This is a genomic window from Cyanobium sp. T1B-Tous (assembly GCF_024345475.1).
Classification (GTDB): Bacteria; Cyanobacteriota; Cyanobacteriia; order PCC-6307; family Cyanobiaceae; genus Cyanobium_A.
The window spans coordinates 1-19,542 of the sequence record NZ_JAGQBE010000018.1; the positions used below are offsets into that span (position 1 = coordinate 1).

Below are 19,542 nucleotides of genomic sequence, written 5' to 3' on the forward strand. Positions count from 1 at the left end.
CTGTCCCCCCTGGGGGGCGGGGAGCTGGCGGTGGATTGGAGCGGCCTCTGGAACGGGGCTTTTCGCTCCCGTCTCGAGGGCCGGCAGTTGTCGACCCGGTTCCTGCAGCAACTGGCGCGGGCCTGGCCCCAGTGGCGCGGTGGGGGCGAGCCGATCGGGGGACGGGCCAGCGACATCGGCAGCCTGCTGATCGACACCTTCGGGGGCACCGTGCAGGACCAGCTGCGGGCGCTCGACCTGGCCCGCCAGCGCGTCGGGCTTGCCCGGGCGGAGCGCGACAGCCGGCTCACTCCCCAGGAGCGTCTGCAGCAGCTTGCTGGCAGCGTGGACCTCGACCTCAGCCTGGCGGGGCCTTCCCTGCTTTCAGCCCGCGCCGATCTGGAGGCGCGCGCCCAGCTCTGGTTGCCGGAGCAGGATCTGGACAGGGCCCTCACCAAGGTGCCGTTGGTGGCCCGGTTCCAGGGTCCCCTGCGCCAGGGGGCCGGTGAGTTCAGCCTGGCCGACCTGCCGCTGGAGCTGCTGGCCCTGCTCACCCCCGTGCCCGCAGGGCTCTCGGGCACCCTCTCGAGCCGCGGTCGCTACAGCCTCGGCGGCCCCGAGCCGGAACTCAGCCTCAACCTCGCGTTGGATCAGGCCAGCCTGCGGCAGACCGCCCTTGCCCTTGACCGGGGCCTGATCCAGCTGCAGAACGGACGTCTGCTGCTCGACCTCTCCCTGCGCGCGGCGGGCGCCTCCAGCAGCGTCGATCTGGCCGGGGTGGTGCCCCTCAATCCCGCCCAGGAGGGTGTGGAGCTGCGCCTGGCCAGTCGGGACGACGGCCTGCGTTTCCTGGCCGGCCTGGCCCAGCCCGCCCTGGAGTGGACCGAGGGCAGTGGTGACCTGCAGCTGTTGGTGCGCGGCAGCGTGGTCAACCCGATTGCCAATGGTTTCCTGCGGCTCCGCGGCGGCGAGCTCCAGTTCATCGGTCAGCGGGTTCACGCCGTCGAGGCCACCGTGCTGTTCGACTTTGAACAGCTGGTGCTCCAGGAGTTCAACGCCAAGGTGGGCGACAAGGGATCGGTGAGCGGCCAGGGCAGCCTCGGCCTGTTGCGCCCGGGACGCAGCGCCGAAGGTCAGCCATCCAGCCTCGCCCTGGTGCTCAAGACGGTGCCCTTTGCCCTGCCCCGCATCAAGGCCGTGGCCGATGGCGAACTGCGCATCGGCGGGAGTTTGCCGGCCGTTGACATCGGCGGTGCGCTGGCGATCAGCCGGGGCAGCGTGAACGTGCAGCCGGCCCGCCTGGCCAGTGAGTCCCGGCCCACGGTGAGTGCGGCCTCGCCAGCAGACCTGCTCGATGCCCGTTGGAATTACCAGGAACCCCTGGTGTTGCTCGGCCCGGATGTGGAGAGCAACGCCAGTGAGGCCCTGCGCGCCGCCGTTCCCAACGTCCAGGCCGTGGGCTTTGACGATCTCCGGCTCAGCCTGGGCCCGGATCTGAACGTGGGGGTGCCGAACCTCGCCAGCTTTGGCACGACTGGGCTGTTGCGGCTGAACGGCCGGCTCGATCCGAGCTTGCGGCTGCAGGGGGTGGTGCGGCTGCTGCGGGGTCGCCTCAACCTGTTCACCACCACCTTCAACCTCGATCCCGATGCCCCCAACGTGGCGGTGTTCACCCCCTCCATGGGGCTTATCCCCTACCTCGACATCGCCCTGCGCACCCGGGTGTCCGACAACCTGCCGCTCACCAGCGGCCTTGGCCCCGCCGGCAGTTTGTCCCTGCAGGATTACCAGGCGACCGGTGCCACCAATTCCCTCGACCAGCTCAACCTGGTGCGGGTGTATCTCAGTGTGAGTGGTCCGGCCGATCGCCTCGCTGACAATCTCGTGTTGCGCAGTTCCCCACCCCTTTCGGAAGATCGCCTTTTGGCCCTGATCGGCGGCAACACCCTGGCCGGTCTGGCGGGCTCCGCCGGCGGCACGGTGCTGGCCACGGCCTTAGGCCAGACCCTGCTCTCCCCCCTGCTTGGCACCCTCGGCGACGCCTTTGGGCAACGCCTCAGTTTTGCCCTCTATCCCACCTACGTGAACCAGATCGTCAACAGCACGGCGGAGCGCCGCTCGGGCCGGGTCCCCCCCCAGCTGGTGCTCGGCGCGGAGATCGGCCTCGACATCAGCGAGCGCTTCAATGCATCGGTGCTTGCGGCTCCGAACCGCTCCGACGTGCCCCCCCAGCTGAACCTCAACTACAAGGCCTCGGAACTGCTCAACCTGCAGGGATCGATCGACAGCCAGGGGGCCTGGCAGACCCAGCTCCAGCTGTTCTTCCGTTTCTGATGGCCCAGCTGATCGGGGTGGATCTGGGGGGGAGCGCCATCAAGCTCGGGCGCTTCAGCGAGGCGGGTGAGCTGCTGGCGGAGCTGGTGGTGCCCACGCCCCAGCCCTCCCTGCCCGGGGCGGTCACCACGGCGATCGTGGAGGCGGTGCAGCAGCTCGATCCCGAGCGGCTGGCCGATCGGGTGGGGGTGGGCCATCCCGGCCCGAGCGACCGGGCCTGCCGGGTGGCCCGCATTGCCATCAACCTGCCGGGTTGGCAGGACGTGCCCCTGGCTGACTGGCTCGAACCGCTGCTGGAGCGCCGCGTCACCCTGGCCAACGACGCCAACTGTGCCTTGATCGGCGAGCACTGGCGCGGTGCGGCTCGCGATGCCCGCGATGTGGTGCTGCTCACCCTCGGTACGGGTGTTGGCGGTGCGGTGCTGCTGGATGGCCAGCTGTTTACGGGCCACCGGGGCGCTGCGGCGGAGCCCGGTCTGATCGGCATCGACCCGGAGGGTCCCCCCTGCAACAGCGGCAACCGTGGCTCGCTGGAGTCGTTCTGTAGTCGCCGCGGCTTCGATCGCCTGTCCCCGGTGGAGCCGGCGGAGTTGTGTCGCCGCGCCGATGCCGGCGATGCCGAGGCCCTAGCGGTGTGGCAGACCTATGGCCGGCTGCTGGGATTGGGGGTGAGTTCCCTGCTCTACGTGTTCACGCCGGAACGGGTGCTGATCGGCGGCGGCCTCAGTGGCGCCAGTGCCCACTTCCTGCCAGCGGTCTGGGCCGAGGTGGAGCTGCGGGTTCAGCCGGCCAGCCGGGAGGGGCTGACGATCCAGCGCTGCAGCCTTGGCAATGGGGCCGGTCGGCTGGGTGCGGCCTACCTGGCCCTGCAGCGGCTGGGACCTGGCTTGGGATGATGGGCAGATGATTCCCGATCCCACCCCCGATCTCCTGGCCCGGGCGGGCCAGGTGCGCCGCAGCGCCATGGCTCTGGGGCAGCTCACCGACGGGCAGCGCCGGCAGGCCGTGCTGGCGATGGCTGAGGCCCTCGAGCAAAGCCGGGACGCCATCTTGGCGGCCAACCAGGCCGATCTGGAGGCCGCGGCGGCCGAGGCGCTGGCGCCTGCCCTGGTGGCCCGCCTCAAGCTCGATTGCCCCAAGCTGGATGGCGCCATCGCCGGCGTGCGCCAGGTGGCTGACCTGGCCGATCCGGTTGGCCAGCGCCAGCTGCACACCGAGCTCGATGCAGGCCTCGTGCTGGAGCGGGTGACGGTGCCTCTGGGGGTGCTGGGGGTGATTTTTGAGGCCCGCCCGGATGCGGTGATGCAGATCGCCTCCCTGGCCATCCGCTCCGGCAACGGGGCCCTGCTCAAGGGGGGCCGGGAGGCCAGCCACAGCTGCGCTGCCATCCTCACGGCCCTGCGCCGAGGCTTGGCGGACAGTGCGGTGGACCCTGACGCCCTGGAGCTGCTCACCAGCCGGGAGGAGAGCCTGGGGTTGCTGAAGCTCGACGGCCTGGTCGACCTGATCATTCCCCGGGGCTCCAACGCCCTCGTGCGCTTCATTCAGGACAACACCCGCATCCCGGTGCTGGGCCATGCCGACGGCATCTGCCACCTGTTTGTGGATCGGGCTGCCGATCTGGATCTGGCTCTGAAGGTGGCGCTGGATTCCAAAACCCAGTATCCGGCCGCCTGCAACGCGATCGAAACCCTGCTGGTGGATGGGGCGATTGCGCCGGTGTTCCTGCCCAGGGCTGCGGTGGCCTTTGGGCAGGCCGGCGTCGAATTGCGCGGCGATGCCGCCGCCATGGCTCTGGGGGTGAGCCATCCCGCCTCTGACGACGACTGGAGCACGGAGTATTCCGACCTGATCCTGAGCGTGAAGGTGGTGCCCAACCTTGAGGCTGCGCTCGAGCACATCGCCCGCTACGGCTCGCGCCACACCGATGCCATCTGCACCACCGATCCGGCGGCGGCCGATCGCTTCCTGGCGGCGGTCAACAGCGCCGGGGTGTATCTGAATTGCTCCACCCGCTTCGCCGATGGTTTCCGCTACGGCTTTGGTGCCGAGGTGGGCATCTCCACCCAAACCCTGCCGCCCCGAGGCCCGGTGGGGCTGGAGGGGTTGGTCACCTACCGCTACCGGCTGCGGGGTGAGGGCCACATCGCCGCCGATTACGCCAGCGGCGCGCGCCAGTTCACCCATCGCTCCCTGCCCCTGTGAGCGACCTGATCCATGTGCGTGGGCTACGGCTCTGGGCCCACGTGGGCGTGCTCGATTTCGAACGGGCCGAGGGCCAGTGGTTCGAGCTCGACCTGCGCCTCGCCTTTGATCTCGCGCCTGCGGGCCGCAGTGATGCCCTCGCCGACACCCTCGACTACAGCGTGCTGATCTCCGCCCTGCAGCGCCAGGCCCTCAGCATCCGCTGCCACACCCTGGAGCATTACAGCGAATCCATGCTGGATCTGGTGGAGGAGCTCTATGGCCCGGTGCCCGTCTGGTTGGAGTTGCGCAAATGCCAGGCCCCCGTTTCAGGCTTCGAAGGCGTGGTGGCTGTGGAACGTGAGCGCCATGGGTCCTGTTGATGCCCTCAGGGGAGGGTGAGGCAGAAGCCGCCCCGGTGGTGAAAATCGGCTTCCGTGCCTGGATGGTGCAGGGCCCAGTAGCCGATGGAGCGATCACTGTTTGAGCGATCACTCTTTGAGCAATCCCTGCGTTCCACCACCGCGGTGATGCCAACCTCCAAGGCACCTGGGCCATCCGCCGGTAGGGAGTTTGGGTGGAGCAGGGCCGGTGGAAGGGGGCAGCGCAGGGTGAGGAGCAGCTCCTGCTCCGATCGGGTGAGTTGAAATGGCAACTCCTGGTAGGCCAGCTCAGGTTGCAGGCCCTGGCGGTACCCCTCGAGGTGGTAGACGTTCCAGTGACCGGCGGGTGACAGGTTGAATTCCCAGTAATCCTGGGCTCCCTGGCGGGCCAGGAACAGCTCCAGGCAGGTGGTCTGCCAGAGCAGATCGCGTCGCTGGGGAGTTGCCACCGTCGGGGCGATCTGGAGTTGCTCCAGGTCCCCCTTCAGGATGTAGGTCAGCTCCAGCTGTCCTGCCTCGAGGCCGATGTGGCCGCCGATGCTGAGCTCGGCGGGGTGCATCCTGCCGTCCTGGCCTGCGAGCGCTTGCGACGGGGCGGCAAAAGGCACCAGCGAAAAGGAGATCGGTGCGATCGGCTGGTGGCTCATCGCAGCCCCTCCACGATGGCGCGAATGTCCTGCTCCTGAGCCTCGATGCTTTCGGTGAGTTTGAACTGCACGCGGGCCCGGTCGAGGTTGTGGCCAGGGCGCTGGGTGCGGAAGTAGACGTCTCCAGCCAGATGGTCACTGAAGAAGCGCAGGCCCAACTCAAAACTGATCACCCGCGCGGCGTCAAAGATGTGGTCGAGATCGGTGTCGCTCAGGCTGTCCCGCGCGGCCCCCAGGTAGCCCTCCAGTACAGCCCGGCAGAGATCGAGGTCGAAGTGGATGGCCTCTGTGGGCTCGGCTTCCTCTCCGAGGGGATTGCAGGCGGAGCGCAGGCAGTCGCCGATGTCGTAGTGCACCAGGCCGGGTTTGACCGTGTCGAGATCCACCAGGCTCACCGCCACCCCGGTGCTGGCGCAGAGCATCACATTGTTCACTTTGGGATCGCCGTGGATCGGCCGCAGCCGCAGGCGGCCGTCGGCCTTGGCCGCCTCCAGCACCGGTGCCAGTTGGCGGCGCTGCTCGACGAATTCGGTGCACCACTGGCCGGCCTCGCAGAGCTGGATCTCGACGCGCTTCAGGGTCTGGTCGTAGGCGTCCAGGTAGCCGGGTGTGATGTGAAAGCCCGGCAGGGTATCGGCCAGCTGGTCAGTGGGGAGATCGCTGATGAGGCTGTGGAACAGCCCCAGTCCGCGGCCCACCTGGTGGGCCTGCTCCGGGTTGGCGATGGCATCCACCGTCACCGCACCGTCCACGAAGCTGATCAGCCGCCAGAACTGGTCGTTGGCCGTGACCCACGGGTTGCCGCTGTGCCGGTTGGGGATCACCCGGGGCAATTCCCAGCGTCCTTCGCCGGAGCCGGCTCCCAGGCCGTTGCGGCGCCGTTCGGCGTGGTCGCTCAGGAGCTGCAGGTTGCCCATCACCAGCTCCGGCTGGGGAAACACCTGCGTGTTGAGCCGTTGCAGCACAAAACGTTCGCCGCTGGCGGTGTCCACCCGGTAGGTGTCGTTGACATTCCCGTTGCCCAGGGGGGTGACTGCGGTCACCGCGGCGGGCAGGTCAAAGCGGCCGGCGATGGCCTCCAGATCCGGTGCGGAGGCGCCCATCAGGCGGATACCAGGCCGGAGTGGCGAATCAGGGCCTCGCTGCTGGGCGGGCGCCCCCGGAAGGCTTCGAACACCTCCGCTGGCGAACGGCTGCCGCCCAGGCTCAGCACGGTGTCCCGGAAGCGGCGACCCGTAGCCACGATCTCCTCTTCCTGATCCAGGCCCACCTCCTCGAAGGCGCTGAAGGCGTCGGCGCTGAGCACTTCCGCCCACTTGTAGGAGTAGTAGCCGGCCGAGTAGCCGCCGGCGAAGATGTGGCTGAAGGCGCAGAGGAAGGCGTCTTCGGGGATGGGCTCGAGCACCGTGGTGGTGGTGGCGATCTGGCGCCGCAGTTGCTCGGGGCTCAGGTCACCGTTTGGCGTCCACTGGCTGTGCAGGCGCAGGTCGGTGAGGGCGAAGTGCACCTGGCGCAGGGTGGCGCTGCCGCCCATGAAGGTGCGGGCCGCCAGCAGTTTCTGGTATTCCGCTTCCGGCAGCGGTTCGCCGCTCTGCCAATGGCGAGCCATACCCATCAACGTGGACCGGTCGTAGCACCAGTTCTCCATGAACTGGCTGGGCAGCTCCACCGCATCCCATTCCACGTTGTTGATGCCGGCGGCCTGGGGCCGCTCCACCGTGGTGAGCATGTGCTGCAGGCCATGGCCGAACTCGTGGAAGAGGGTTTCCACCTCCTCGAAGGTCATCAGGCTGGGGGTGTCTCCCACCGGTGGGCTCTGGTTGCAGATCAGGTAGGCCACCGGCAGCACCGGCTTGCCCTCCAGGTCGCGGGAGCGACCGAGGCACTCATCCATCCAGGCGCCGCCGCGCTTGCTGCCCGGGCGGCTGTAGGGATCGAGGTAGAACCCCGCCAAGGGCTCGCCACTGGCCCCATCGAGCACCCGGAAGTGACGCACATCGGGATGCCAGGTGGGGGCAGTCCCATCCCCCGCCAGGATGCGGATGTCGAAGAGCCGTTGGCACAGTCCGAACAGTCCCTGGAGCACCTGCTCGAGGGAGAACCAGGGCCGCAGCGCTTCGCTGTCGAGGTCAAAGCTCTCTTGCCGCAGCACCTCGGCCCAGTAGCTCACATCCCAGGGGCGGAGATCGCTGGCTTCCGGAGCCCTGTGGCGGGCGGCGCAGGCCGAAAGCTCGGCCAGCTCGCGCTGGGCTACCGGATAGGCGGCGGCGCGCAGATCGTCCAGCAGGGATTCGACCTCCTGCACCGATCCCGCCATTTTTGAGGTCAAGCTCACCTCGGCCCAGTTGGGGTATCCAAGACGCTGGGCCTGCTCCAGCTTCAGCGCGAGGATCTGCTCGATCAGGGGGTGATTGTCCAGGTCGCCGGTGGAGGCCCGGCTCACCTGGGCCCGGTAAACCTGCTCGCGTAGGTCACGGCGGCGGCTGTATTTGAGGAAGGGCACCACCCGCGGCATGTCCAGTCCGAGCCGCCAGCCCTCGTCCCCCGCGTCCCGGGCGGCCTGGGCGAGCAGATCCCGCAGGCTGGCGGGAAGCCCGTCGAGCTCGTCCTCCTGGGTGAGGGTGAGGCTCCAGCTGTTGGTGGCATCGAGCACATGGTTGCCGAAGGCGGTGGCCAGCTCGGCCAGGCGTTCGCTGGCGCTGTTGAAGGCGTCCTGTTCCGGTCCCTCGAGGCCCACCCCCCGCAATTGCATGTCGCGCAGCTCGGTGGCGAGGATGCGGTTCTGGGTGGGATCGAGCTCGGCAGCGTTCCGCTGCAGCGCTTCGAGGGCCCGGTAGATGGGGCGAGACTGGCCGGCCCGATTGCCGAACTGCACGACAGCCCCCTGCTGCTGCTGATGGGCTGCTCGCAGTTCGGGGGTGTTGCAGACCCCATTGAGATGGCTCACCACCCCCCAGCTCCAGCGCAGCCGTTCGCCGAGATGCTGGAGCGGCTCCATCACCTCAGTCCAGCTCAGGGGTGCGGCCTCCCCCTGGGCCAGCCGACTCTCGAGCGTGGTTTCCAGGGCCGTCAGTTCGCCGTTGAGGGCGTCCAGCAGGGCTGGAATGCCCTGGTCTACCTGCTCCGGGGTGATGGCGGTGAACTGGGGGAGACCCTGGCCCGCCAGAAGCGGCATCGGAGCGCTCACGGTGATCGCTGGCGAGAAGGTTGACCCCATTTCACCCGATCGCCGGCGGGTCTGTGGTTCAGCCCAAGGCGGTCAACCGGCCCATGGCCACAAGGGCGGTGGAGCTCAGCTGCTCCGCCAGGGCATTGGTGGAGGCCTCGTACACATCGATCGCCAGTCGGGGCCAGAAGCCGATGGCCAGGGTTGGCACCAGCAGGGTGAGGCCGATCAGCAGTTCGCGGGGGCGCATGTCGCCCACCACGGCCAGGGCCGGAATTCGGGGACCGAAGAACACCCGCCGGCAGAGGCTGAGCAGATACACCGGTGTGAGCACCAGGCCAATGGCGGCCAGCACGATCGTGATCACCCGGAAGCCGACCGTGAAGCCGTCGTTGGCGGTGACCCCCAGAAACACCGTGATCTCGCTGACAAAGCCGCTCATGCCCGGCAGGGCCAGGGAGGCCAGGGAACTGGCGAGAAAGAAGGCGAAGGTGATCGGCAAGGCCTTGGCCAGGCCACCCATGTTGGGGATCGACAGGGTTTCGGTGCGCTCGTAGAACACTCCGGTGACGAAGAACATCGCCGCGGCGATCAGGCCATGGCTGATCATCTGCAGCATGGCTCCGCTGATGCCCAGGGCGTCAATCGCACCGATGCCGACCAGCACGAAGCCCATGTGGCTCACCGAGCTGCAGGCGATCCGGCGCTTGACGTTGTCCTGGGCGAAGGCGTTCAGCGCCCCGTAAATGATGTTGACGATGCCCAGCACGATCAGGGCCGGGGCCAGCTGCAGGTGGATCTCCGGCAGCATCTGCACGTTGAAGCGGAGCAGGGCATAGCCCCCCATCTTCAGCAGCACCCCCGCCAGCAGCATCGACACCGGCGCATTGGCTTCGCCGTGGGCATCCGGCAGCCAGGTGTGCAGCGGGAACATCGGCAGTTTCACCCCGAAACCCACCAGGAAGCCGAGGTAACAGAGCAGGCCAAAGGTGCCGCCGGGGGAGCGGCTGGCCAGCTCCGAGAGGTTGAAGGTGAAGGTGTCGCCGGAGAAGGCCAGGGCCAAGCCGCTCAGCAGGATCAGCAGGGAGGCGGTGGCGGTGTACAGGATGAATTTGGTGGCGGCGTACTGGCGCTGCTTGCCGCCCCAGATGGCGATCAGGAGGTAAACCGGCACCAGCTCCAATTCCCAGGCGAGGAAGAAGAGCAGGAAGTCCTGGGAGAGGAACACCAGGCCCTGGGCTGAGGCCTGCACCAACATCAGGGCGAAGTAGAGCCGGGTTTTGCGGTTGATGTTCCAGCTGGCGGCCACCGAGAGCAGGGTCACCAGGCCGGAGAGCAGCACCAGGGGGGTGGAGAGCCCATCGGCGGCCAGGGACCACTCCAGCCCGAGGGCTGGGACCCAGCTCACCCGTTCCACCAGCTGTAGCCCGCTCACCGAGCCGTCGTAGTGCTGGCTGAAGCACACCAGCATCAAGGCCAGATCGAGCCCGAGGGTGGCGAGCGCCAGGGTGCGCGGCCATTTGGGATCGTTGCCGTCGCCTGGGAGCAGGGGCATCACCAGGGCCACCGCCGCCGGCAGCAGCACGATCAGGCTCAGCCAGGGAAAGGCGGTGCCGCTGCCGGCTGGCAGGGCAGGGCTGGACGCGAGGAGGAAGGGCAGGTTGGCGTCCATCACAGCCCGATTGCAGATCTGGGGATTCGGTGGGCAGGGCCGGGTTCAGGCGCTGCCGGAATCACGATCAAATCTATCAGTCGCCCCATCGCTGCTGAGTAAAACTACCTAGACCTTTAGGCGCCTTCGGGGTGGCTTTGGGGCTGGTCTGGCAGGGCTTCCCAGCGGCTGCCGGACTGCTGCACGGCCAGCACCTCGGAGCGGGATTCCACGCCGGCCTGGTGCCAGGCCCGCACCATGGCCTTGCTCACGGCCTCGGCCATGGGCTTGGGGCAGAGGGCCAGCAGGCTGGGTCCGGCACCACTGATCACACAACCCCAGGCTCCCGCCGCCAGGGCCGCTTCGCGCACGGCCTTGCCGCCATGGATCAGACCCCAGCGGTAGGGCTCATGCAGGCGGTCGTGCATGCCATCGGTGATCAGGTCGCCGTTGCCGGTGCGTAGGCCCTGGAGCAGCAGGGTGAGCGAGCCCAGGTTGATCACCGCATCGCCGACCGGAATCGACTTGGGCATGGCCCGGCGCGCCTCGCTGGTGGTGAGGCGGATGGCCGGGATTGCCACAACGGCCTGCACCTCCGGGGACCATTCGCAGCGCACCACCCGCCAGCGGTGGGAGGCGGCTTTGGCGGTCATGCAGAGACCGCCCACCAGGGAGGGCACCACGTTGTCGGGGTGGCCTTCGATGTCGATCGCCAGCTCCAGCAGCTTCTCCCGGCTGAGCGGTTCCCCCACCAGGGCATTCGCTCCGATCAGGCCGGCCACAATCGCCGTGGCGCTGCTGCCCAGGCCCCGGGCCGGCGGGACGGCGAGGCGCACCCGGGCCTCGAGGGCCACGGGCTCCTCGCCAGCTTCTTTCCACACCCGTTGCGCCGAGCGGTACACCAGGTTGTCGGGCCCCCCGCGCAGATGGGCCCCTTCCGGCCCTTCGATGATCAGATCGAAGCGTTCACTGCCGCCCTCGATGCAGCGCATCTGGAAGACGTTGTCGAGCTCCAGGGCGGCCCCAAGGCAATCGAAGCCTGGGCCGAGATTGGCTGTGGTGGCTGGAACGTGAACCACGACCCCTTGGCCGACCCGGGGGCGCACCATGCGACGACTTCTGCTGAGCCCAGTGTCTCAGGCAACGAGCATGCGCGCCCGGCAGGCGGCGCTGAACTGGCCGATGGCTGGATCCACCACGGCGGTGATGGGCATGGCGGCCAGCACGGGCTCCAGGCGACCCTTGTTCAAGAAGGCCTGCTCGAAGCCCGGGGAGCGCAGATCCTCCAACAGTTTTCCGGCCGTTCCTCCCGCCAGCCAGATGCCGCCCCGGCTCAGCCCGGCCAGGGCCAGATCGCCGCAGACGCTGCCGTAACAGCCAATCCACAGGGCCAGGGCGTCCCTGGCCAGGGCGTCCCCCCCGGCGGCGGCCTCAGCCACCGCTGCGGGCAGGTCGTCTCCCGCGGTATGGGCTGTCAGGGGGTGGTTGGCGTTGGGATCGCGGGTGTGCAGCAGCCAGCGGGCCACCTCTCCGAGCCCGGTGCCACTGACCACCCGTTCGATCGACACCCGCTCCAGGCCCCGCTCGCGGAGCAGCCATTGCTTGAGCTCCCACTCTGCGCTGCTGCGGGGTGCGAATTCACCATGGGCTCCCTCGCTGGCCACCGCCACCAGGCCAGCCTGGCTGGGCACGCCGTAGGCCACGCCGAGCCCCGTGCCGGCCCCCAGGATCAGCAGGGGCGCGTCGGCCTGGGGAATCCCGGCGCGGATCGGGGCCTGCTGCTCGGGGCCCAGGTGGGGCAGGCCGTAGATCAGCACGGCGAAATCATTCACCAGTTCGACCCGGGGGATTCCGGTGGCGTCCTGCAGCCGCCCCTGGTCGAGCTGCCAGTCGAGGTTCGTGAGTCGGGCCTGGCCCCCGGCCACCGGACCGGCCACGGCCAGGCAGGCTGCCGACGGAGAGGGCCCGCCGTGGTCGAGGAAATGGCGCACCATGGGCGCCAGATCGTCCCAGTCGGCGGAGGGGAAGCGCTCACTGCGCAGCAGGGTCAGCCCCGTGCTCGTGTCCAGGGCGTAGAGGGCGAGCAGGGTCTTGGTGCCGCCGATATCGCCGGCCAACAGGGTGGTCATGGCTGGGGGCGACTCAAGCGGTGAGCTCCAGTCCCGCGGCCCGGTTGCCGTTGGCCTGGCTGGCTGCACGGAGCAGGGCCGCCACGGCCACGCTGCCCAGGTCGCCGTCGCGGCGACTGCGCAGGCTCACGCTCTCGGTTTCGGCCTCCTTGGCGCCGATCACCCCCAGCACCGGCACCTTCATCTGCTCGCCATTGCGAATCAGCTTGCCCAGCCGCTCGCCGGAGTGGTCGATGGTGGCGCGCACTCCCACGGCCTTGAGCTGCCCCAGGAGCTGCTCCGCATAGGGCATCACCTCATCGGTGACCGGCAGCAGCCGGATCTGCTCAGGGGCCAGCCAGAAGGGGAAATCGCCGGCGTAGTTCTCGGTCATGATCCCGAAGAACCGCTCCAGCGAGCCGAAGATGGCGCGGTGGATCATGATCGGGCGCTGGCGGGTGCCGTCGGCGGCCACGTACTCCAGGGCGAAGCGTTCCGGCAGGTTGAAGTCGAGCTGGATGGTGGAGCACTGCCACATCCGGCCGATGGCATCTTCGATCTTGAGATCGATCTTGGGGCCGTAGAAGGCGCCGCCGCCCCCATCGATTTTGTAGGCCCAGCCCTTGCGGTCCAGGGCCTCGATCAGACCGTTGGTGGCCAGCTCCCACACGGCGTCTTCGCCAATGGATTTCTCGGGGCGGGTGGAGAGGTTGATCTCGTAGTTGCGGAAGTCGAAGGTGGAGAGGATCTGTTCGGTGAGATCGAGGATGCGCAGAATCTCATCGCCGATCTGCTCCGGCAGGCAGAACACGTGGGCGTCGTCCTGGGTGAAGCCGCGCACCCGCATCAGCCCGTGCATCACGCCGGGGCGCTCGTAGCGGTACACGGTGCCCAGCTCGGCCCAGCGGATCGGCAGCTCCCGGTAGCTGCGCAGGGTGCTGGCGTAGGTGAGCACGTGGAAGGGGCAGTTCATCGGCTTGAGCTGGTACTGCCGCTCATCCACCTGCATGGGGCCGAACATGCTCTCGGCGTAGAAGTCCAGGTGGCCTGAGGTCTTCCACAGGCTGATGTCGGCCACGTGGGGGGTGTAGAGCAGCTCGTAGCCCGCATCGAAATGGGCCTGGCGCCAGAAGTCCTCGATCAGCAGGCGCATGCGGGCGCCCCGGGGATGCCAGAACACCAGGCCGGCGCCGGCCTCGTCCTCGATGGAGAACAGATCCAGGTCGGTGCCCAGACGGCGATGGTCGCGGCGCAGGGCCTCTTCCTTGCGGCGCTTGTGTTCCGCCAGTTGCTCGGGGGTCTCCCAGGCGGTGCCATAGATCCGCTGCAGCTGGGCCTTGGTTTCATCGCCCCGCCAATAGGCGCCGGCCACGCTTTCCAGCTCGAAGGCCTTGGGGTTGAGCTCGCTGGTGTTGGCCACGTGGGGCCCGGCGCACAGGTCCCACCACTCCTCTCCCAGGGTGTAGAGGCTGATGGGCTCCTGGATACCCGCCAGGATCTCCAGTTTGTAGGGCTCGTTCTGGGCCTGGATTCGGGCTTCGGCTTCGGCGCGGCTCACCTCGATCCGCTCCAGCGGCAGCCGGCGGCCGATGATTTTTCCCATCTCCTTTTTGATGGCCTTGAGGTCGGCCTCGGTGAAGGGATCGGGATTGTCGAAGTCGTAGTAAAAGCCGCTCTCGGTCCAGGGGCCGATGGTCACCTGGGCCTTGGGGAACAGCTTCTGCACCGCCATGGCCAGCACGTGGCTCATCGAGTGGCGGATGCGCAGCAGCTGGGGGCTCTCGCTGGTTTTGGGCAGGTTGATTCGTGCGGGCTCGAGGCTGGTGGGGGTCACGGGCACGAATCGCGCGTCTGAACAGGGCGAAGAGGAATCCTACGCAGCGCTCCTAGGCTGGCTTGATGGGTTTCTCCTCGCCATCGCCAGTGCCGGAATCCTCCGGTGAGCTGCTCGACCAGCTGCTGGGTTCCCTGCTGGGGGATTTCAGCACCTGGTTTGAGCGGGGCCTGGTGTTGCTGGATCACTGCCCAGAGGCGGTGATGCCCCTGGATCAACAGCAGGCCCTGCGCCAGCGGCTCGAGCAGGCCCGCAAGGAACTCTCGGCCGCCAGCAGCCTGCGCCAGGCCGTGCCCAGCCCCATGGCTCTCGAGATGGAAACCCTGGCCCCCTGGCACCAGCTGGTGCTGACGGTGTGGAACCTGTCCGCCAGCCTGCGGCTCAGCGGCGTGTCCCTGCCGGCCCATCCGAGTGCGGATGGCCCTGAGGCTGATCGCCCCTAGCCATGCTCCCTTCTCGACGCCCCCTGGCTCCGGAGCGCCGCAACCTGGCCCTTGCCTATGGCCTCTGGGCCCTGGGTTTGGTGGGGGTTTGTGGCTTGCATCGCTTCTACAACCGCAAGCCCCTGAGCGGCACCCTCTGGCTGGTCACCTTCGGCTTTTGCTTCGTGGGCCAGCTGGTGGATCTGTGGTTGATGCCCGAACTGGTGGATCAGGCCAACGGGATCCTGTTGCTGCGCGCACCGTCCCAGTCGGTGGAACTGCAGCTGGTGCAACTGGCCCGACGCAGTGGTGAGGCGGGCTTCACCCTCAATGACGCCCTGCTCGAGATGGACCTGCCCGATGGCATGGACAGTCGCGAGGTGAGGCAGGAAATTGAGCGGCTGCTGCACGCCAACCTGCTGGATGTGGGCAATGACGAACGGGGTCGGGTGGTGTACCGGGAACCGTGAGCCGAACGGGCGCCAGGCTGGCAGCAGGGCTGCTCCTGGGGGCGGGGGGCGCCGTGGCCGGGGCGTCTTGGCAGGGCCTGCCGCTGGGGCTGTGGCGCTGCCCGCTGCGCCAGCTCACGGGCATCCCCTGCCCCACCTGCTTTCTCACCCGTTCCGTGCTGGCGACGCTGCGGGGTGATTGGGCTCAGGCGGTGACATGGCATGCCCTGGGACCGCTGCTGGTGGCCCTGGGCCTGGGGCTCGGCGTCTGGACGCTGCTGGGAGGGCGCTGGCCAACGCGACTGGTGAGGCGGGGCAGCGGTGTTGTGGCTCTGCTGGGACTGGCCTACTGGCTGTGGCGACTCTGGGGTTGGGGTCACGGCGCTCCCCTGCCGGCCTGAGTTGGAGGGAGCCCCGCGCTCAGCCCAGGGCCTGCCTGGCCCGCTGCAGGGCATTGCCATAGAAGCTGATCAGCTCCTCGCGGCTTTTCACCGGTTGGCCGTAATGGCTGCCGCCATGGCTGGCGGGCAGGGACGCCCACTCGCGCGACAGGCGAGCCAGCACCGCACTGCCCAGGCCAGAGCGGTCGACGGCCTGCAGGGCGCCCCGCCGTTCCACCAGATACAGGGCCGCCTGGTCCTGGTTGGCTGGGCTGAAATCCCTCAGGGCGAGCTTGCGGGACGCTTCCCGCCAGGTGGCCGGCAGGAATTGGTAAGCGCCTGCGGCGGCACTGCTGTAGCGCCGGTGCACGGTCACCTCCGGGTGCCGCTCCAGGCTGGCGAACAATCCACCGCCGTAGAGCACCCGATAGCCCGTCACACTGCCGCCCTTCCACGTGCCTTCGGCAAAGCGGATCGTGTCCAATAGGGCGCGGCGCTCAGGGGTGATGGCATAGGCCGTTGCGCTGCTGCGCTGGGCTGGCTGCGCTGGCGGGAGGGTTGCGCTCGGGGTTGGCTGGATGGCTGGTGGCAGGGTCAGCAGCAGGGCGGCTCCACAGAGGGGCCCCGACCCGAAGAGCCGTTCCAGCGAACGGGGCGCTTGGCGTTGGTGGCTGGTCTTGGACGTTGGACGGGACAGGCGATGGCATCGCGGTTGGGAGGACCCTGGCCGCCAGCCCGGTCGCCCGGCCACCCCCCCAGGCCCGGGGGTAGACAACTGCGACACGGTGTGCAGCGCATGGGCGCTTCGCCCTGGGTCTCAGCCGCGATCCCTGCGAGTCACTGGTCTCGTCCGGGACTCGTGGCTTCTGCTGGTGCCGGCGGCTGCCCGGCCGTGGGGTCGCGTCAATGATTAGCTCAGCTGATCATTGACGGGCTGAAGGTTCAGGGCGCCGCTCAGCTGCGGGGCAGAAATCCGAGCGCCTGGCGCACGCGATCCAGGGTCTCCTCGGCCACGGTGGCGGCTTGGGCCTGTCCATCACGGAGCACCGCCTCCACCGCTCCAGGATCCTGGCGCCACTGCTGATAGCGCTCCTGTACGGGGCGCAGGGCTTCTACGGCAGCCTCTGCCAGCAGGGGTTTGAACGTGCCCCAGCCCATCGCGCCGCACTCCTGGGAGGCCTGCTCCCGGCTCTTACCCGCCAGCAGGGCGTACAGCCCGAGCAGGTTGTCGGCTTCCGGGCGCTCGGGATTGCCGAATTCCAGGCCCATGGTGGGGTCGGTTTTGGCCCGCTTGATCTTTTTGGTGATCAGCTCGGGTGGATCCAGCAAGCTGATGCGCGAGCCCTCATTGGGATCGCTCTTGCTCATCTTGCTGCTGCCGTCGGTGAGGCCCATCACCCGGGCCCCGTCCTTGAGGATCAGCGGCTCAGGCACCTTGAGCACCGGGATCGGCTCGCCGGCAGCGTCGCGGGGGGCGAACCGGGCGTTGATGCGTTGCTGGGCAATATCCCGCGCCAGTTCCAGGTGTTGTTTCTGGTCTTCCCCCACCGGCACCAGGTCGGCGTCATACAACAGGATGTCGGCGGCCATCAGCACCGGGTAATCGAGCAGGCCCACCGACACCTGGTCGCCCTGCTTGATCGCCTTTTCCTTGAACTGGATCATCCGCTCCAGCCAATTGAGCGGGGTGACGCAATTCAGCAGCCAGGCCAGCTCGCTGTGGGCGCTGACGTGGCTCTGCACGAACACCGTGGACCGCTGCGGATCGATGCCACAGGCGAGATACAGGGCTGCGGTGGTGAGGGTGTCCTCGGCCAGCCGTGCCGGATCGTGGGGAACGGTGATCGCATGCAGGTCCACCACACAGAAATACGTGTCGTGGCTGTCCTGCAACGCCACCCAGTTGCGGATCGCGCCGAGCCAGTTGCCGAGGTGCAACGCCCCGGTGGGTTGGACTCCGGACAGAACCCTCGGCCGTGGCATGGGGCTCAGCTCTCGACGGCGTCGGTGCTGGACGCCTCGGGGGCTGCGTCCGGATTCAGCTCTTCTGCGGGCTCGGCAGGTGCTGCGGGCTCGGCTGGAGCTGCTTCTTCCATCGCGGGGGTGGGCTCCTCCTCAACCACGGGCGCAACCGGGGCCGGTTTGCTGGGCCTGGCAAAGGGGTCAATGCGGGGGCCGCGCTCCGGGCGGCTGCCCCGACCCTCGCCGTCGCGGGGGCGGCGATCCCCACGGGGGCCATCCCCACGGGGGCCATCCCCACGGGGGCTGTCACCGCCGCGGTTGCCGCCCTGGGCCCGTTGCTGGGCGACGAGGGCATCGAGTTGGCCGTCCTCCAGCAGCTGGGCGACGGTGCGGATCGCGAATCCCAGGGCGGCCACGGTGGAGCGCAGACCAAAGCTCTCCTGGATGGCGCGCGCGGCGCGCATCTCGTTGTCGCTCAGGCGAATGCGGAAGCCGCCGGGTTCACGGTTGCCGGGAGGGCGGCCGCCACTGGGCCGTTCCCCCCGGTCGTCGCGGGGATGGGAGGTGGTCGTGTCGTCGGCCATGGCCGCAGCCTTTGCAGTCAGGCGCAAGTGTGCCGCATCGGCCGGCCCAGGGGGGTGAGCCAGTGCAGAGTGTGGGCCTCCCGTTGGCCGGCGCGGGCCAGCACCAGGAGGGGCAGGCACCGCTGGCCGGCGGGCTCCACCTGACGGCGGTAGGTGTCCAGCAGTTGGAGATAGGCCTCCAGGGTCCAGCCGTGGTTGCCCCGGTCCTGGTGGTTCCAAAAATGGCGCTGGGCTTCCTGGCAGGCCGGCTGGCCGAACTCCTGCCAGCAGCGCAACTGGGCCGACCAGGCCGGTTCTCCGGCGGCGATCCAGGTGCGGTAGCGCACCAGCTCCGGGGCGTCGGCACTGGCATCCGGGGGGAGGGCCAGGGCCAGTTGCTCGATGGGCACCCGACGCAGCCGCAGCCAGCACCGCTCGAGGATGGCCACAGGCAAGGATCCGCACCAGCCCGGAGCGGCCTGCAGCTCCCCAGCCCAGTCCTGCAGCAGGCATCGCTGCCGCATCGTCAGGGCTTCGAGGATCTCAGCCATGGGTCCCCTTGAAGGTGATGGCCGGGCTGGCGTATTCCCGCGGTTCCAGGTGGATGGTGCAGCGCACCTTGCCAAAGCGGCTTTCCAGGTGTTCCTCCACCAGCTCCGTGATCCGGTGGGCGGTGGGGAGGTCATTGGCATCCACCACCATGTGCATGTCGATGAACACCTGGCGTCCGAGCACCCCCCGGCTGGCGATGTCGTGGCAGTTGAGCACCCCAGGCACTCCCATGGCCACCTGGTGAATCGCCTCCGGAGCGATGGCGATCTGGTCCACCAGCAGGGGCAGGTTGGAGCGCAACACGGTCCAGCACACCCGCACCAGCAGTAGGCAGAGCGGAATGGCCAGGGCCACGTCCAGCCAGGGGAGCTTCAGCCAGACGGCCCCGCTGAGTCCCACCAGCACCACGGCTGTGGTCCAGATGTCACTGCTGGTGTGGGCCGCATCGGCCGTGAGCAGGGGGCTGCCCAGCCGGCGCCCCTCGGCCCGCTCGTAGCTGGCGAGCAGGATGTTGAAGCCCAGCACCACCAGGAGCAACAGGAGCTCCTGACCTTCCAGCCGCAGGGGCAGCAGTCCACCACGGAGCCGATGCACCGCGGTCTGGAGGATTTCAAAGGCGGTGAACAGGATGAAGGCGGCGATAGCCAGCGCCCCCAAGGCCTCGTACTTGTGGTGGCCGTAGGGGTGATCGCGGTCAGGCTCGGGGTCCGAGAGCCCGTTGGTGAGCAGGCCCAGCAGGCTCGACAAGCCATCGGTGGCGCTGTGCATGGCGTCAGCCAGCACCGCCAGGGAGCCACTCAGGAGGCCCACCAGCAGTTTCAACAGCGTCATGCTGACGTTGACGGCCAGCGCCACCAACAGCACCCGCTTGACCTGTTGGCGGTTGTCGCCGGGGTTGTCGCGGGGGGTGTCCCGGGGGTTGCGCTGG

The 19,542-nt window shown here is 68.4% G+C and carries 19 protein-coding genes; 7 read left to right on the forward strand and 12 right to left on the reverse strand.

Features of this window, described 5'->3' with window-relative positions; genetic code table 11:
• The 4 genes from KBY71_RS06190 to KBY71_RS06205 all read left to right on the forward strand — a co-directional run.
• A partial coding sequence (locus KBY71_RS06190) for a translocation/assembly module TamB domain-containing protein (RefSeq protein WP_254928076.1) occupies window positions 1-2,313 on the forward strand: 2,313 nt, incomplete at its 5' end.
• A complete protein-coding gene (locus tag KBY71_RS06195; protein ID WP_254928077.1) occupies window positions 2,313-3,209 on the forward strand; it encodes an ROK family protein in 897 nt (298 codons plus the stop codon). The genes KBY71_RS06190 and KBY71_RS06195, both read left to right, overlap by 1 nt.
• 7 nt (window positions 3,210-3,216) lie before the next feature.
• Window positions 3,217-4,518, forward strand: a complete 1,302-nt coding sequence (locus tag KBY71_RS06200) for a glutamate-5-semialdehyde dehydrogenase (RefSeq protein WP_254928078.1) — start codon at window positions 3,217-3,219, stop codon at window positions 4,516-4,518.
• On the forward strand, window positions 4,515-4,880 hold the full coding sequence (locus tag KBY71_RS06205) for a dihydroneopterin aldolase (RefSeq protein WP_254928079.1): 366 nt from the start codon (window positions 4,515-4,517) through the stop codon (window positions 4,878-4,880). Before KBY71_RS06200 ends, KBY71_RS06205 begins: the two co-directional genes overlap by 4 nt.
• A gap of 5 nt (window positions 4,881-4,885) precedes the next feature.
• Here KBY71_RS06205 and KBY71_RS06210 read toward each other — a convergent pair whose 3' ends face one another.
• The 7 genes from KBY71_RS06210 to thrS all read right to left on the reverse strand — a co-directional run bounded on the left by KBY71_RS06210 (window position 4,886) and on the right by thrS (window position 14,202).
• Complete coding sequence (locus KBY71_RS06210; RefSeq protein ID WP_254928080.1) at window positions 4,886-5,527, reverse strand: DOMON-like domain-containing protein; 642 nt, start codon at window positions 5,525-5,527, stop codon at window positions 4,886-4,888.
• Window positions 5,524-6,630 carry a phosphotransferase enzyme family protein gene (locus tag KBY71_RS06215; protein WP_254928081.1) on the reverse strand — a complete coding sequence of 369 codons (1,107 nt, stop codon included), beginning with the start codon at window positions 6,628-6,630 and terminating at the stop codon, window positions 5,524-5,526. Before KBY71_RS06215 ends, KBY71_RS06210 begins: the two co-directional genes overlap by 4 nt.
• On the reverse strand, window positions 6,630-8,744 hold the full coding sequence (locus KBY71_RS06220; protein ID WP_254928082.1) for a M3 family metallopeptidase: 2,115 nt from the start codon (window positions 8,742-8,744) through the stop codon (window positions 6,630-6,632). The genes KBY71_RS06215 and KBY71_RS06220 overlap by 1 nt, the downstream gene beginning before the upstream one ends.
• A gap of 28 nt (window positions 8,745-8,772) precedes the next feature.
• On the reverse strand, window positions 8,773-10,365 hold the full coding sequence (locus KBY71_RS06225) for an NAD(P)H-quinone oxidoreductase subunit 4 (protein WP_254928083.1): 1,593 nt from the start codon (window positions 10,363-10,365) through the stop codon (window positions 8,773-8,775).
• A 116-nt stretch (window positions 10,366-10,481) separates the two neighbouring features.
• On the reverse strand, window positions 10,482-11,453 hold the full coding sequence (gene thrB / locus KBY71_RS06230) for a homoserine kinase (RefSeq protein ID WP_254928084.1): 972 nt from the start codon (window positions 11,451-11,453) through the stop codon (window positions 10,482-10,484).
• Between the two features lie 27 nt (window positions 11,454-11,480).
• Complete coding sequence (gene glk, locus KBY71_RS06235) at window positions 11,481-12,473, reverse strand: glucokinase (protein ID WP_254928085.1); 993 nt, start codon at window positions 12,471-12,473, stop codon at window positions 11,481-11,483.
• Window positions 12,474-12,486: 13 nt separating this feature from the next.
• Window positions 12,487-14,202, reverse strand: a complete 1,716-nt coding sequence (thrS, locus tag KBY71_RS06240; protein WP_254928108.1) for a threonine--tRNA ligase — start codon at window positions 14,200-14,202, stop codon at window positions 12,487-12,489.
• Between the two features lie 149 nt (window positions 14,203-14,351).
• Here thrS and KBY71_RS06245 point away from each other — a divergent pair, with 149 nt between their 5' ends.
• From KBY71_RS06245 to KBY71_RS06255, 3 genes are read left to right on the forward strand one after another with little or no spacing between them, the layout of a single operon-like run.
• Complete coding sequence (locus KBY71_RS06245; RefSeq protein WP_254928086.1) at window positions 14,352-14,729, forward strand: DUF2605 family protein; 378 nt, start codon at window positions 14,352-14,354, stop codon at window positions 14,727-14,729.
• 2 nt (window positions 14,730-14,731) lie between these two features.
• Complete coding sequence (locus KBY71_RS06250; RefSeq protein ID WP_254928087.1) at window positions 14,732-15,178, forward strand: TM2 domain-containing protein; 447 nt, start codon at window positions 14,732-14,734, stop codon at window positions 15,176-15,178.
• Between the two features lie 53 nt (window positions 15,179-15,231).
• A complete protein-coding gene (locus tag KBY71_RS06255; RefSeq protein ID WP_254928088.1) occupies window positions 15,232-15,558 on the forward strand; it encodes a DUF2752 domain-containing protein in 327 nt (108 codons plus the stop codon).
• A gap of 19 nt (window positions 15,559-15,577) precedes the next feature.
• On the opposite strand, the gene KBY71_RS06260 is transcribed toward KBY71_RS06255, so the two are convergent.
• The 5 genes from KBY71_RS06260 to KBY71_RS06280 all read right to left on the reverse strand — a co-directional run bounded on the left by KBY71_RS06260 (window position 15,578) and on the right by KBY71_RS06280 (window position 19,478).
• Window positions 15,578-16,321: a glycoside hydrolase family 104 protein gene (locus KBY71_RS06260; RefSeq protein ID WP_254928089.1), complete on the reverse strand. Its 744-nt coding sequence runs from the start codon at window positions 16,319-16,321 to the stop codon at window positions 15,578-15,580.
• Window positions 16,322-16,491: 170 nt separating this feature from the next.
• Window positions 16,492-17,520: a tryptophan--tRNA ligase gene (gene trpS / locus KBY71_RS06265; protein ID WP_254928090.1), complete on the reverse strand. Its 1,029-nt coding sequence runs from the start codon at window positions 17,518-17,520 to the stop codon at window positions 16,492-16,494.
• A gap of 5 nt (window positions 17,521-17,525) precedes the next feature.
• Complete coding sequence (locus tag KBY71_RS06270) at window positions 17,526-18,083, reverse strand: hypothetical protein (RefSeq protein WP_254928091.1); 558 nt, start codon at window positions 18,081-18,083, stop codon at window positions 17,526-17,528.
• A 17-nt stretch (window positions 18,084-18,100) separates the two neighbouring features.
• On the reverse strand, window positions 18,101-18,613 hold the full coding sequence (locus tag KBY71_RS06275; protein WP_254928092.1) for a hypothetical protein: 513 nt from the start codon (window positions 18,611-18,613) through the stop codon (window positions 18,101-18,103).
• The gene (locus tag KBY71_RS06280) at window positions 18,606-19,478 is read right to left on the reverse strand and encodes a cation diffusion facilitator family transporter (protein WP_254928109.1); all 873 of its coding nucleotides are present in this window, start codon (window positions 19,476-19,478) and stop codon (window positions 18,606-18,608) included. Before KBY71_RS06280 ends, KBY71_RS06275 begins: the two co-directional genes overlap by 8 nt.
• Window positions 19,479-19,542 lie beyond the last annotated feature (64 nt).